Annotated in this window: 13 protein-coding genes; 2 read left to right on the top strand and 11 right to left on the bottom strand. The window is 72.8% G+C overall.

Annotation, left to right across the window (positions count from 1 at the left end; genetic code table 11):
• Positions 1-14: 14 nt before the first annotated feature.
• The 7 genes from ABD644_RS09845 to ABD644_RS09815 all read right to left on the bottom strand — a co-directional run bounded on the left by ABD644_RS09845 (position 15) and on the right by ABD644_RS09815 (position 7,940).
• A complete protein-coding gene (locus ABD644_RS09845) occupies positions 15-2,081 on the bottom strand; it encodes an elongation factor G-like protein EF-G2 (protein ID WP_344688671.1) in 2,067 nt (688 codons plus the stop codon).
• A 12-nt stretch (positions 2,082-2,093) separates the two neighbouring features.
• Entirely contained in the window at positions 2,094-2,291 is a 198-nt protein-coding gene (locus tag ABD644_RS09840) for a DUF1918 domain-containing protein (RefSeq protein ID WP_344688670.1), read from the bottom strand.
• Positions 2,292-2,385: 94 nt separating this feature from the next.
• Positions 2,386-2,997, bottom strand: coding sequence for a hypothetical protein (locus ABD644_RS09835; protein ID WP_344688669.1), 612 nt, complete (start codon positions 2,995-2,997; stop codon positions 2,386-2,388).
• A gap of 99 nt (positions 2,998-3,096) precedes the next feature.
• Positions 3,097-3,921, bottom strand: coding sequence for an ABC transporter ATP-binding protein (locus tag ABD644_RS09830; protein ID WP_344688668.1), 825 nt, complete (start codon positions 3,919-3,921; stop codon positions 3,097-3,099).
• Entirely contained in the window at positions 3,921-5,750 is a 1,830-nt protein-coding gene (locus ABD644_RS09825; RefSeq protein ID WP_344688667.1) for a branched-chain amino acid ABC transporter ATP-binding protein/permease, read from the bottom strand. Before ABD644_RS09825 ends, ABD644_RS09830 begins: the two co-directional genes overlap by 1 nt.
• Entirely contained in the window at positions 5,747-6,631 is an 885-nt protein-coding gene (locus tag ABD644_RS09820) for a branched-chain amino acid ABC transporter permease (RefSeq protein WP_344688666.1), read from the bottom strand. Before ABD644_RS09820 ends, ABD644_RS09825 begins: the two co-directional genes overlap by 4 nt.
• 70 nt (positions 6,632-6,701) lie before the next feature.
• Positions 6,702-7,940 carry an amino acid ABC transporter substrate-binding protein gene (locus ABD644_RS09815; RefSeq protein ID WP_344688665.1) on the bottom strand — a complete coding sequence of 413 codons (1,239 nt, stop codon included), beginning with the start codon at positions 7,938-7,940 and terminating at the stop codon, positions 6,702-6,704.
• Between the two features lie 131 nt (positions 7,941-8,071).
• Between ABD644_RS09815 and ABD644_RS09810 the strand changes: the two genes are divergently transcribed.
• Together ABD644_RS09810 and ABD644_RS09805 are read left to right on the top strand one after the other, a co-directional pair.
• Positions 8,072-9,751, top strand: a complete 1,680-nt coding sequence (locus tag ABD644_RS09810) for a phytoene desaturase family protein (RefSeq protein WP_344688664.1) — start codon at positions 8,072-8,074, stop codon at positions 9,749-9,751.
• Positions 9,752-9,776: 25 nt separating this feature from the next.
• A complete protein-coding gene (locus tag ABD644_RS09805) occupies positions 9,777-10,943 on the top strand; it encodes an MFS transporter (RefSeq protein WP_344688663.1) in 1,167 nt (388 codons plus the stop codon).
• On the opposite strand, the gene ABD644_RS09800 is transcribed toward ABD644_RS09805, so the two are convergent.
• The 4 genes from ABD644_RS09800 to ABD644_RS09785 form a co-directional block, all read right to left on the bottom strand.
• Positions 10,944-11,117, bottom strand: coding sequence for a hypothetical protein (locus tag ABD644_RS09800; protein ID WP_344688662.1), 174 nt, complete (start codon positions 11,115-11,117; stop codon positions 10,944-10,946).
• Between the two features lie 90 nt (positions 11,118-11,207).
• Positions 11,208-12,242 carry an NAD(P)-dependent alcohol dehydrogenase gene (locus tag ABD644_RS09795; RefSeq protein ID WP_344688661.1) on the bottom strand — a complete coding sequence of 345 codons (1,035 nt, stop codon included), beginning with the start codon at positions 12,240-12,242 and terminating at the stop codon, positions 11,208-11,210.
• Positions 12,239-12,982, bottom strand: coding sequence for a DUF4386 domain-containing protein (locus tag ABD644_RS09790; RefSeq protein ID WP_344688660.1), 744 nt, complete (start codon positions 12,980-12,982; stop codon positions 12,239-12,241). The genes ABD644_RS09795 and ABD644_RS09790 overlap by 4 nt, the downstream gene beginning before the upstream one ends.
• The gene (locus ABD644_RS09785) at positions 12,979-13,242 is read right to left on the bottom strand and encodes a hypothetical protein (RefSeq protein ID WP_344688659.1); all 264 of its coding nucleotides are present in this window, start codon (positions 13,240-13,242) and stop codon (positions 12,979-12,981) included. The genes ABD644_RS09790 and ABD644_RS09785 overlap by 4 nt, the downstream gene beginning before the upstream one ends.
• Between the last annotated feature and the right edge of the window lie 80 nt (positions 13,243-13,322).

Below are 13,322 nucleotides of genomic sequence, written 5' to 3'. Positions count from 1 at the left end.
ACCATCGGCGTGCCTCAGGCGGGGACCGCGAGGTTGGCCGGCGCGGGCTCGTAGCCCAGGGGACGGCGGTCGAAGCTGCCCGTCCCGTGGGTCACCGACCGGAGCACGCCCGGGTAGGTCAGCAGCTCGATCTCCGGCACCTCGGCGCGCACCGTCGTCCGGTCGCGCGTCGGGTCGGCCTCGCTGCCGGTGACCCGAGCGCGCCGGCCGGAGAGGTCGCTCATGACCGACCCGACGTACTCGGCCGGGACGAGCACCTCGATCTCGCACCAGGGTTCGAGCACCCGCGTGCCGGCCGCCGCCGCCAGCTCGCGCAGGGCGAGGGCGCCGGCCGCCTGGAACGCCGCGTCCGAGGAGTCGACCGAGTGCGCCTTGCCGTCGACCAGGGTGACGCGCACGTCGACGATCGGGCGGTCGCCGCTGACCCCCCGCTCGGCCTGGGTCCGGATGCCCTTCTCGACGCTGGAGTGGAACTGGCTGGGCACGGTGCCGCCCACGATGCGTTGCTCGAAGACCACCCCCGAGCCGGGCGGGCCGGGCTCCCCGTCGACGACCACGACCGCATACTGGCCGTGCCCGCCGGACTGCTTGACGTGCCGACCGGTGACCTGGGCACTGCCGGCGAGCGTCTCGACCATGGGCACGCGCACCGGCACGGTGGTCACGGCGACGCCGTGGCGGGTGCGCAGTCGCTCGAGCAGCACCTCGGCGTGTGCCTCCCCCACGCACCACAGCAGCAGCTGGCCGGTGTCGGGGCGGCGGTCCAGCCGCACGGTCGGGTCCTCCGCCACGAGGCGGGCCAGCGCGGTCGCCAGCCGGTCCTCGTCGGCGCGGGACGCGGCCTCGACGGCCACCGGCAGCTGCGGCGTGGGCAGGTCCCACGGGCGCATGAGCCGGGGATCCTCGGGCGACGACAGCGTGTCCCCGGTCTCGGCGCTGCCGAGGCGGGCGACCGCGCAGATGTCACCGGCCGGGCAGGCGGAAACCGGTCGCAGGGTGGCGCCGAGCAGCGAGGAGACCGCGCCGATCCGTTCGTCGATGTCGTGGTCGGGGTGCCCGCGCTCGCTCATGCCGTGCCCGGACACGTGGATCGGGATGTCGGGCCGCAGGGTGCCGGAGAAGACCCGCACCAGCGAGACGCGGCCGAGATAGGGGTCGGTGGTCGTCTTGACGACCTCGGCGACCAGCGGGCCGTCGGGGTCGCAGCCGATGGCCGGGGTGGGCGAGCCGTCGGGACGGGTGACCGGCGGGCACCCGTGCTCCGTGGGGCAGGGGAAACCGGAGACCAGGAGTTCCAGCAGCGCGTCCATGCCGATCCCGGCCAGCGGCGCCGCGCACAGGACCGGGTGGAAGTGGCCCCGCGCGACGGCGGTCTCGAGGTCGGCGATGAGGTCGGCCTGGGCCAGCTCGTCGCCGGCGAGGTAGCGCTCCATCAGCGCCTCGTCCTCGCTCTCGCCGATGATCCCCTCGATCAGCTCCGACCGGAGCCGGTCGGCGTCGGGCGCGTCGACGCCCGGGTCCAGCAGCGACACCAGCCCGCGGACGGCGCCGTCGGGACCCCGGTCGACGAGGTGGACCGGGTACACCCCCTCCCCCAGCATCGTCTGGCACAGCCGGACGGTCTCCTCGACGTCGGCCCGCGCCCGGTCGAGCTGGGTGATCACCACCGCGCGCGGCATGCCGACGGCCGCGCACTCCTCCCACAGCTGCACGGTGGAGGCGTCGACGCCGTTGACGGCGGAGACGACGAAGAGCGCGGAGTCGGCCGCGCGCAACCCGGCCCGGAGCTCGCCGACGAAGTCCGGCGACCCGGGGGTGTCGAGCAGGGTGACCCGGTGCCCGGCGTGTTCCACCGTGGCCACGCCCAGCGAGACCGACCGCTGCTGGCGGACCTCCACCTCCTCCGTGTCCAGGCAGGTCGTGCCGTCCTCCACCCGCCCGGCCCGCGGCAGCGCGCCGGTGGCGACGAGGAGCGCCTCGGCCAGGGTGGTCTTGCCTGCGCCCGCGTGACCCACGAGGGCCACGTTGCGCACTTTGTCGGCGGGCCGCGGTTCGGGGGCGGCGCCGGTGTCCTTCGCCATGAATCCGGCCCCTCAGCTGTGCGAGGGGCCGGCGGCGACGATGGTGGCAGTGCCCTGGGGGAAGAACAGGCCTTCGTGCCCGTCCTCCCACCGCACCCGGTAGGGCGGCCCGCCGTCGGGCTCGTGGCACCCCATCACCTCGCCGGTGCGGTCCGACTCCCCCTGGTGGGTGGAGCGGACGATGATCGTGTCCCCGACGTGCGCTTCCACGGCGACCTCCCAGGCGGTGCACGGACTGTGGTGTGGCTCACAGCCTGCCCCGCGGGCAGGGTCCGATCAAGGCCTGCAGGCGGCGCCGCGACGTTCACCGGCGCGGTTCTCGGCCGACGGTCGCCGGTTTCGGGGCAGGAGCACCAGACGCCTCCGCCTCCGCGCGTACGAGCCGGAGCACCGGCCGGCCCATGGCCGACACGAACCGGCCGACCAGGGTCCAGTAGCGCGCGAACTGCCGGCGAGCCTCGTCGTCGGTGCACCGGACCCGGATCTCGGTCACGAGCACCGAGTCCGTGGCGTAGGGCAACACGGTGAAGCTCCAGCCCCCGACGCCGACGCCCCGGAGGTCGAGGTCCGGGAACCGTGCGGGGTCCCATTCCACCCGCCCGTAGCCGCGCTCCCACCAGCGCCCGACGAAGCCGAGCACGATCTCGCGGCCGGGGTCCTCCTCGACGAGATGGAACCCCCCGTCGTCGGTGAGCAGCTGGTCGAACCCGAATCGCCGCGGCGGCTCCGGCGTCGTGCCCGCCCGGCGGAAGGTGCGGTCGAAGCCGACCCGGGCCCGGTTGGGGATGCCGATGAGCGGTGACCGGAAGAAGTCGACCCGGCGGATCGCCGCGAACGTCGCATCCGGCGCGGCGCGCACCGGCTCGGCGAAGCAGAGCCTGCGGTCCCAGACCGGCATCCGTGCATCGATCGACATGGCCCCACGCTGGCAGAGCGGCGGGCCTTGCCATCAGCGACCGACGTCCCGCCCCGCCGAGGCCTACCGGCCCGGGACGCGCCTCCGGTACTGGCGCGCTCAGGCGACCCCGGCGCCGCGGGCGTCGGGCTGCGGCGCGACCGCCCCGGAGGCAGGCACGACCGGCGGCTGCCCGGGCGGGGTGGCCGGCGGCGGAGCCGACGGGCCGTGGCCGGTCGTGCCGCCGAAGTACATCTGGGCCAGGTCGGGGTCGCTCAGGATGTCGGCCGCCGGGCGCTGGGTCACCACCCGCCCGCTCTCCATGACCACGCCGTGGGTGGCCATCTTCATGCCGAACCGCACGTTCTGCTCCACCAGCAGGATCGTCTTCCCACTCGCCCGCATCACCTGCACCGAGTCGTAGACCGCCTGGAGTGCCTTCGGGTCGAGGCCGAGCGAGGGCTCGTCGAGCAGCAGGAGGACGGGATCGAGCATCAGCGAGCGCGCGAACTCGACCATCCGACGCTGGCCACCGGAGAGGTTGCCCGCCTTGTCCGACGCGCGGTCGGCCACGATCGGGAACAGCGCCGCCACCTCGTCGTAGCGCTGCGCGACGAGCTTGCGGTCGCGCCGGATGATGTAGCCGCCCAGGAGCACGTTCTCCTTGACGCTGAGGTTCGCGAACAGCGCGTTGGCCTGCGGCACCTGCGACACCCCCAGCTGGAGGATCTCCGCCGGGGTGCTGCGGTGGATCGGCCGGTCCTGGAGCACGACCTCCCCCAGCCGCGGGTTGAGCAACCCGCTGACCGTCCGCAGCACCGTTGACTTGCCCGCCCCGTTGGGGCCGACGATGCAGACCACAGACCCGCGCTCGACGTCGATGTCGACGCCCTGGAGGACGTCTCCCCCGCCGTAGCCGGCGACCACTCCGCGAATGGTGAGCATCAGCGCGCTTCCTGTGCCTCGAGCTGGAAGTCGTCACCGAGGTAGGCGTCGATGACGGCGGGGTCGGCCTGGATCTGCGCCGGGGTCCCGGTGGCCATCGTGGCGCCGCGGGCCAGCACGTGGACGGGGTCGCACAGGTCCAGGACGAAGGGCATGTTGTGCTCGACGATGAGGAACGTCTTCCCGTAGGAGTTCAGCTCCCGGATCATCTCGCCCATCCGCTCGATGAGCACCGGGTTGATGCCGCCGGCCGGCTCGTCGAGCATGATCAGCTTCGGGTCGAGCATCAGCACCTGCGCCAGTTCGACCAGCTTCTGCTGGCCGTAGGACAGCGCGTGCGCCTTCTGGTCGCGGAACGCGCGCATCCCGACGAACTCCAGGAGCTCCTCGGCGGCCGCCGCCTCCGGGCCGCTGACGGCGATCTTGCCGAGCTGCGACCAGGAGAACGAGCGCTGCGCCGCGACGACGTTCTCCAGCACCGTCATCTCGCCGAACAGCCGGGTGATCTGGTACGTCCGCCCGATCCCCCGGTGGGCCCGCGCCCAGGGCGCGAGCCGCTCGATGCGCTCCCCGTCGAAGGTGATCCGCCCCGCGTCGGCGGCGAACGTGGCGTCGATCAGGTTGAACACCGTCGTCTTGCCCGAACCGTTCGGCCCGATCAGGCCGGTGATCGACCCCTCGGGGACGACGAAGGAGCAGTTGTCGACGGCACGGAGCCCGCCGAACTGCTTGACCAGCCCCTCGACCTCGAGCAGCGGCCGGCCGCTGCGGGCCGCGGCGGGTTCGGCCCGCTCCTTGAGCGACTGCAGGCTGCCTCCGGTGCCGATCCGGGCCCCGACCAGCCCGGCCTTGCCCTCGGTCCGCCGCCGGTAGAGGAAGCCCTCCAGCGCCGGGAGGATCCCCTTGGGCAGGAAGATCACGACGGCGATCAGCAGGCCGCCGAACAGGAACAGCCGGGTGTTGCCCCCGCCGAAGTCGTTGTTGGCGACCTCGTTGAGCGGCTCGATGATGAAAGCCCCCAGCACCGGGCCCCACAGCGTCCCCCGGCCGCCGATCAGCAGCGACAGGATGATCTGGACGCTGATCAGGATGCTGAACATCCCGCGCGGGTCGATGAAGGTCAGGTAGTAGCCGTAGACCGCGCCCGCCATGCCGACGAACACCGTGCTGGCGACGAACCCGATGATCTTCTCGACCGGCAGGTTGATCCCGATGCCGGCGGCCTTGGTCTCGTCCTCGCGGATCGCGATGAGCCCCATGCCGAGCTTCGTGCGCCGGATCCACCAGGTCATCAGCAACTGCAGGGCCAGGATGCCGACCAGCGCGTAGTAGAAGGGCACGTTGATGATCGAGCGGTCCCAGGTGGGCAGCGGCAGCGTCAGCCCCGCCGTCCCCCCGGTGAGGTCGACCCAGTTGACCGCGATCACCTGGACGAGGAACAGGAACGCGACCGTGATGATCACGAACGACGGGCCGCGGGAGCGCAGCGACACCAGGCCGAGCACGAGCGCCACCACCGCGGCGACGACGCCGGCCACCGGCACCCACACCCAGGCCGAGGTGTCGGGGAAACGGGTCGCGAGGACGCCGACGGTGTAGCCACCGAGCCCGACGAACGCCCCCTGCCCCAGCGACACGTAGCCGGCGAACCCGGTGATGATGTTCAGCCCGCTGGCCCCGACCGCGAAGACCAGGGACAGGATGATCATGTTCTGGTAGTAGCCGTCGTCGTTGATCAGCGGGAACGCGATCAGCAGCACCGCCGCGACGGCCACCAGCGCACGGCCGACCCACAGCGGGCTCGCGAGGGCCCGGGCGGACTCGTTCATGCGGCCACCGCATCCTCACGCAGACGGGAGCCCATCAGGCCCTGCGGCCGGACGAGCAGGACGGCGAACACGATCAGGTAGGGCACCGCGGTCGCCCAGGACGGCGAGATGTAGGCCGCCGCCAGGGTCTCGGCGACACCGAACATGATCGCCCCGAGGATGGCGCCGCCGAGGCTGCCCATGCCCCCGAGCACCACGATCGCGAGCAGCCGGGCGATCCACTGGTAGTGGGCGCCGGGCACGAACGGGTACAGCACGCCGACGATGGCGCCGCCGGCTCCGGCCGCGGCGATCCCGATGGCGAAGACCAGGGCGGCCACGCCGGCCACCTTGATCCCCACCAGCTCGGCCCCGGTGGGGTTGATCGCCGCGGCACGGATGGCCCGGCCCAGCCACGTCTTCGTCAGGACGACGAACAGCACGGCCAGCACGAGCACGGCCACGATCCCGCCGTACACCTGGGCCTTCGGGAGGAAGATCCCGGCGAACCGGAACGACTCGTCGGCGTAGCTGGGCCGCACGGCCGTCGAGTTGTTCCCCCAGAAGGTGCCCATCGCGCCCTCGAGCACCAGCGCCAGCCCGAAGGTCAGCAGCACCGTCGACACCATCGGCGCCGTCCTGATCGGGGCCACGAGCACCTTGTACGTGACCCAGCCCAGGGCGAACACCAGCGGCGTGGTGATGAGGATGGACAGCAGCGGATCGATGCCCGCTGCGTCCCACAACGTGTAGGTGATGAACGCCGAGAGGATCAGGAAGGCCCCGTGGGCGAGGTTGATCACCCGCATGACCCCGAAGATCAGGGTCAGGCCTCCGGCCACCAGTGCGTACACACCGCCCAGCAGCAGTCCGAGGAGCAGGTCCTGGACCAGTTGGGTCACGTCATCTCCTCGCTAGCGCTCGGCATGTCGTCTCTCCGCTACCGCTCGGCATCCGTGCCAGCGGATCCGATCACGCGCCGCCGCCCGGCATCCAGCCCTCGACGATCTTGTCGGTGGTGGCGAAGTCCTCGGGCAGCACGAACTCGACCTGGCCGTCCTGCCACTGGCCGATGAGGAACTCACCGATCGGGCTGCCGTCGTCGTTCCACTCGAGGTCGCCGAGGATCGTCGTCACCTTGTTCTCGCGCACCCAGTCGGCCAGCGCCTTCTGGTCGTCGATGCTGCCGACGGCCTCGACGGCAGCCTGCAGGACCTGACCGGCGGCGTAGGCGTCCGCGGCGTCCTCCGGCGGCGGGCCGCCGAACATCTCGTCGTACGCGGCGACGAACTCCTCGTTGCCGGGGGTGTCGGCCTCGGGTGCGTGACTGATGGCGAACATGACGCCCTCGGTGTTCTCCTCGCCGATGGCCTCGGCGTACTGCGTGCCCTGCGACGGCGCGGAGGTCTGGTAGAGCCACGTGGGCTTGAAGTTCGCGCGGAGCATCGAGCGGACCAGCCCCACGCCGTCCTCGAAGACGGCGCCGTGGACGACGAGTTCCGGCTGCGCGGCCTGCATGGCCGTGACGATGGTGTCGAAGTTCTTCGTGTCGATCGCGTAGGTCTCCTGGTAGACCGTCTCGACGCCGGCCGCCTCGAGGATCTCCCGGATGCCCTCGACGTTCGGGGCCGCGAAGGGGTCGTCGATGGTCGGGTACGCGGCGGTCGCGGGCCGCCGGTCCTCCGGCAGCGCGGCGATCCACTCGGCGAAGACCTTGCCCTGCTTGTCGGCCGTGGCCTGCTGGGCGAAGAACAGGTACTCGAAGCCCCGGTTGAACATGTCGGGCGAGCCGCCGGCCGGCTCGATGAAGAGCATCTGGTTGCGCTCGGCGACGGCGGAGGCCGGCAGGTTCAGCAGCGACGAGAAGGTGCCGAGGAGCAGGTCGACGTTGTCCTGGCTGATCAGGGCGTTGTAGTCGGCGACGATCGTGTTCTGGTTCGACGCGTCGTCCTTGATGATGAGCTCGACGTCGCGCCCGAGCAGGCCGCCGGAATCGTTGACCATCTGCTCCCAGACCTGGTAGCCCTGCTGGGCCGCGGTGCCGGGCTGGGAGAACTCACCGGTGAGCGGCAGCGACGTGCCGATCTTGATGGGCTCGTCGGAGTCCGACCCCGAGCCGCCGCCGTCGCTCCCGCAGGCGGCCAGGCCCATCACGACGATGCTGGTGGCTGCCATCGCCTGCAGCCGACGGTTGGTCCTCGAGTGAGTCATGCTTCCTCCTGGTGGCCGCAATCGATTGCGGGTGCGAGGGCGATCGTTGTGATGGCAACCACATCCTGTCAAGCGTCCAGCGCAAGTCGATGCCGTAACTTGCTCAGCACCCGTTTGCAGCTTCGAGGCCCGTGCACCTCCCCGCCGCGTGCGCCGCAGGTGTCACAGGACCGCCCACCTTCGAGGGGACGCCGATCGAGATGGCCGCCGACACCTCGCAGCCCCGCACGGGAGCCACCACGCCAGGCATCGCCCTGCCCGTCGACGTCGACGTCGTGGTCGTCGGCGCCGGCCACAACGGGCTGGTGGCCGCCGGCTACCTCGCGGCCGCGGGTCTGGAGGTCCTCGTGCTCGAGGCCGGCCCCGCCCCCGGCGGGGACACCATCACCGAGGAGCTGACGCTGCCGGGGTTCGCCCACGACTCGTGCTCCAGCGCGCACGTGCTGATCCAGTCCAACCCGCTGATGCGCGACGACGAGCTCGGTCTGCTGTCCCGCTACGGGCTGGAGTACGTGCTCACCGACCCCGCCGTCGTGATGCCGCAGCCCGACGGCGACTGCCTGGTGATGCGGCCCGACCTCGACGCCACGTGCGACGAGATCGCCCGCTGGTCGGAGGCCGACGCGCGCGCCCTCCGCGCCATGGTCACCGAGTGGACCGGGGGGCTGGCCGCGGTGCACGGGCGGTGGAGCTCGGGCTTCGACCTCGGCGAGTCCGAGGCGGCGGGCCGGTACCGCGCGTTGCGGGCCCGGAGCGCCTGGGACGTCGTCCACGAGCGGTTCGCGCACCCGACCGTGCGGGCGCTCGTGCTGTGGATGGCCATGGCCACCATCCAGGACCCGCGTCGGCCGGGCACCGGCTTCCTGCCCTCGTCGCTGACCTCCGGTCGGCTGTCGTTCGGGTGGTCCACCCCGCGCGGCGGCTCGGGGGCACTGCCCGACGCGCTGGTCCGGCTCATCGAGGACTCCGGCGGCCGGGTGGTCTGCTCGGCCCCGGTCGAGTGCGTGGAGGTCGAGGGCGGCCGCGCCACCGGCGTCCGGACGGCGGACGGCGCCCGCGTGCGGGCCCGGCGGGCCGTCGTCTCCAGTGCCCACCTGGCCCGCCTGGCCGGCATGCTCGACGGCTCCGGACCGGCGGCGGCGCCGCCCGCCGACCTCGTCGCGGCACGGGACCAGTGGCGGCCGGGACTGAGCGTGTTCGCGGTGCACGCCGCGCTGCGGGGGGACCTCACCTACCCGACGCACTCCGGGCCGGTCGCCAGTGTCGCCGCGGGGCTGGGCACCCCGGAGGGGCTGGCCCGGCAGATCGACGCGTTCCACCGGGGCGAGCCCGACGCGACCGACCCCTGGCTGCTCGTCGTCAACCAGAGCGTGGTCGACCCGACGCGCGTGCCCGGCGGCGGCGGCACGTTCAAGATCCTCACCATCGCGCCGTACGAGCGGAGCGACGGGCGCGACTGGTCGGCGGCCCGCGACGGGTACGCCGAGCAGCTGATGGACCTGGTGCGGGCCCGCTCGACCGGGCTGGCCGACGCCGAGGTGCTGGCGGTGCGCGCGGAGTCACCGGTCGACGTCGCCGCGCACAACGTGCACAACCTGGGAGGGTCCTGCCACGGCGGCGAGTTCGAGCTGCCCGACGGGAGCATCATCCCCGGCTGGCTGTCCTACCGGACGTCGGTGCCCGGACTGTTCGCCACCGGGGCGACGACGCATCCCGGCGGCTCGGTCTCGGGGCGCCCGGGCCGCAACGCCGCGCGGGCGGTCCTGACCGACCTGGGCATCGACCCCGCGACGGTGATGGGGCCGAGCTGATGCCGCCCCTCCCCCGGGCCCGCTGATGCCGTCGGGCTCCTCCGGCCGCCTGGCGCCCATCCGCCTCCTGCAACTGACCGCGTTCGTCAGCACGATCGACCGCTTCGCGATGCCGCCGATGCTCATCGCCATCGCGCTGGACCTCGACGCGTCGCTCACCTCGGTGGTGCAGGCCGCGGGCGCCTACTTCCTGGCCTACGGCCTGCTGCAGCCGGTGTGGGGGATCGTCTCGGACTCGATCGGCCTGGTGCGCACGATGCGGTTGACGCTGCTGTGCGCCGGCCTGGCCGCGGTGGCGTGCTCGTTCGCCTGGAGCCCGCTGGCGCTCGGCATCGCCCGCGCGGCGGCCGGCGGGTTCTTCGGCGCGGCCTACCCGGCCAGCCTGATCTACCTCGGTGACACGGTGCCGCCCGACCGGCGGCAGCAGGGCATCACCCGGCTCATGGTGGGGGTCGCGATCGGCACCGGATCGGCCTCGGTCGCCGGCGGTCTGATCGCGCAGCTGGCCACCTGGCGGCTGGCCTTCGTGCTGACCGGCGTCTCGGCACTGGTCCTGGCCTGGATGCTGCGCCGGCTGCCCCCGCCGGAGGAGACCCGGACGCACCGCAACCTGGCCGCTCCGTTCCTGGCGGTGCTCCAGTCGCGGACGGCGGTCTTCGTGCTCGGCCTGGCCTTCCTCGAGGGTGCGGTGCTCCTCGGCGTGCTGACCCTCCTGCCGGCGGCGGTCGAGGCCGCCGGCGCGACGGCCGCGGTGGCCGGGGCCGTCACGGCCGTCTACGGCGTCGCGGTCTTCGTGTTCGCCGGGATCGTCGGCCGGCTGTCCCGGCGCCAGCACCCGGCACGGTTGATCGCGCTCGGGTCGGTGTCGGCGCTCGCGTCGTGCGCCGTCCTGACGTTCTCCCGCTCCCCGGTCGTCGCGCTGCTGGTCACCCTGCTGCTCGGCCTGGCCTGGACGGCGATGCACTCCTCGCTGCAGACGTGGGCCACCGAGGTGCTGCCCTCGGCGCGCGCCGCGGTCGTGTCACTGTTCGCGGGGTCGCTGTTCACCGGCAGTTCGCTGGCGACCGTGGCCGTGGCCGATCTGGCCGACGCGGGTGACTACCGGACGGTGTTCCTGCTGGCCGGCATCGTCGCCGTCCCGCTGGGGCTGCTGGCCGTCTGGGGCCGGGCCCGCTGGCACCGCCCCGGCTGATCAGAAGTCGTGGGCCTCGTCGTAGCCGTAGTCGCCGTCCTGGTCGCCGCTGCGGGCGGCGCGCTCCGCGTCGTCGGCCCCGCTCCCCCGGGCCGGGGGCCGGGCAGCGCCCACGGACTCGTGCACCAGGTCGTAGCCGTAGTCGCCGGACGTGTCCGGTTCCCGCTTCTCCATCGGACCCCCTGGCAGGCGACGCGCGTGGGCACGATGGTCGACCGCCGCGCCGGCCCACGCAAGGGCCGGCGCGGTGCTTCGACGGTCCGGCTACTCGGCCACGACGGGGACCGTGCCCGGCCGGCAACCGGCCCCAGCCCGGTCGGGATGGTGCGCGGCTATCCGGAGGACGACGTTGCCCCGCTTGCGTCCCCCGTCGACGAAACGGTGCGCCGCGGCGATCTCGTCGAGGTCGAAGGTCCGGTCGCGGACCGCCCGGTAGTGACCGGCCTCGGCGAGGTCGACCAGGAACGCCAGGTCCTCCGCGGTCGGCTTCCCGACGGTGGCGGTGACCAGCTTCCCGGTCCTCCTGCTGCGCAGCGGCGCCCGCAGGATCGCCGGGAGGTCGGCGATCACGAGCAGCAATGCACCCCCAGGGTTGAGCAGGTGCCCGACCCGCTCGAAGGGGGCGTTGCCGACGCAGTCGACGATCACGTCGTAGGTGTCGGCCGACGATGTGACGTCGTCGGTCGTGTGGTCGATGACGCGGTCGGCGCCCAGCGACGTGACCAGCTCCCGGTTGCCACCGCTGCAGATCCCGGTCACGTGCGCCCCCGCGTGCTTCGCGAGCTGCACCGCCGCGCTCCCGACGGCGCCCGACGCCCCGTTGACCAGCACCGTGGCGCCCGGCACGAGCTCCACCTGGGCCAGGAATCCGCGGGCGGTGAGCCCGCCGAAGACCAGCGTCACGGCGTCCTCGGACGTCATGTTCCGGGGCTTGCGCGCGATGGCGCCGTCCTGCCGGACCTTGGCGTACTCGGCATGCCCCCCGAACGCCGCACCAAGCATGGCGATCACCTCGTCGCCGGGCTCGAACCGGGTGACGTCCTCGCCCACGGCCTCGACGACGCCGGCGACGTCCATCCCCAGCACGCGACGCTTCGGCCGGACCACCCCGATCCCGAAGGCCGCGAGCAACCCGAGGCCGCGGGGCACCTCGCGACTGCGGGCGCGGTGGTCGGCGGCGCTGACGGTGCTCGCCCGGACCCGGATGAGGACGTCGTCCGCACCCAGTGACGGCGGGAGCACCTGCTCGACCTGCACGTTCTCCGGACCGCCGAACCGGCGGTACACCGCGGCCCTCATCGGGGCGACCGCGCGGACGCGAGCGCGGCGACGGCGGCGGGCCTGAAGCCCTTGACGGTCAGGTAGACGCCCAGCGAGAACTCCCACACCGCGATCGGCAGCGCGGCGAGCGCGATGGGGCCGGTCCGGTCGAAGACGCCGAAGAAGATCGCGCTGTCGGCCGCCAGCAGCAGCGGGGCGCCGATGAGCCCGAGGAGGGGCAGGATGCGCGGCACCAGCCCGGACCGGTACATCACGAAGCCCAGGAACAGCGCGTTGAACGCCGGCATGAGGCTCTGGCTGAGCAGGAACGTCCACTCGTAGGTCGCGGCCAGGGTGTGGCCGGCCGTGAGCAGCGACGCCTCGTCCGCGCCGGGGGTGCCGGCGACGTCGTTCCGGAGGGTGAGCACCGAGAGGACGCTGACGACGCCACTGATGATGAGGGCGCCCTCCAGCACACGGGCGGTGACGAACCCGAGGGCGGCCGTCTCGCTCACCCGCTTCGCCACCGGGTAGAGGACGACGGCCGTGCCGATGCCGGCCAGCGCGACGACGACCTCGGAGAACGCTCCCCACAGGACACCGCTGTCACTGCCGGCGCCCAGGATGAATCCGGCCCGCTCCCGCACGGGCTGGAAGATGGCGAGCGTCGGGATCGACACGAACGTGAGCAGGTACAGGATGCCGGCGGCCAGGGAGGTCCGGCGCATCACGTCGGGCGATGTACCGGCCGGGGCCGGCGGGTGCGTGATGGTGGTCATGGCGATGTCCTTCCGGGGGTCGTGCGGGGGTGGTCCGGTTCGACCTGGGTGACCGAGATCAGCGGGAGTCCGACGTCGCGGAGCTTCCGCAGGAGGCCGTGCAGCGCAGCCTGGTCGACGACGGGGCCGCAGATGGCGGTCGTGCCGTCGTCCCCGGGGGCGAGGGTCATCCCCTCGAACCAGGCGGCCCACCGGGGCTCGAGGCGCCCCCGGACGCGGATCTCGTACCGCCCGGGGTGGTCGGTCGATCTGCCGCTCATCGGGACCTCGCTGCTCGGTGGCTTCCAGGTGGTGCGCCCGAAAGCTAGGAGCGGAGGTGGTGAGGGGGGATCACCACGAT

This window comes from Blastococcus jejuensis (assembly GCF_039534705.1).
GTDB lineage: Bacteria > Actinomycetota > Actinomycetes > Mycobacteriales > Geodermatophilaceae > Blastococcus_B > Blastococcus_B jejuensis.
Note: the sequence above shows the minus strand (reverse complement) of the source record. Positions and strands in the feature narration are given on the sequence as shown.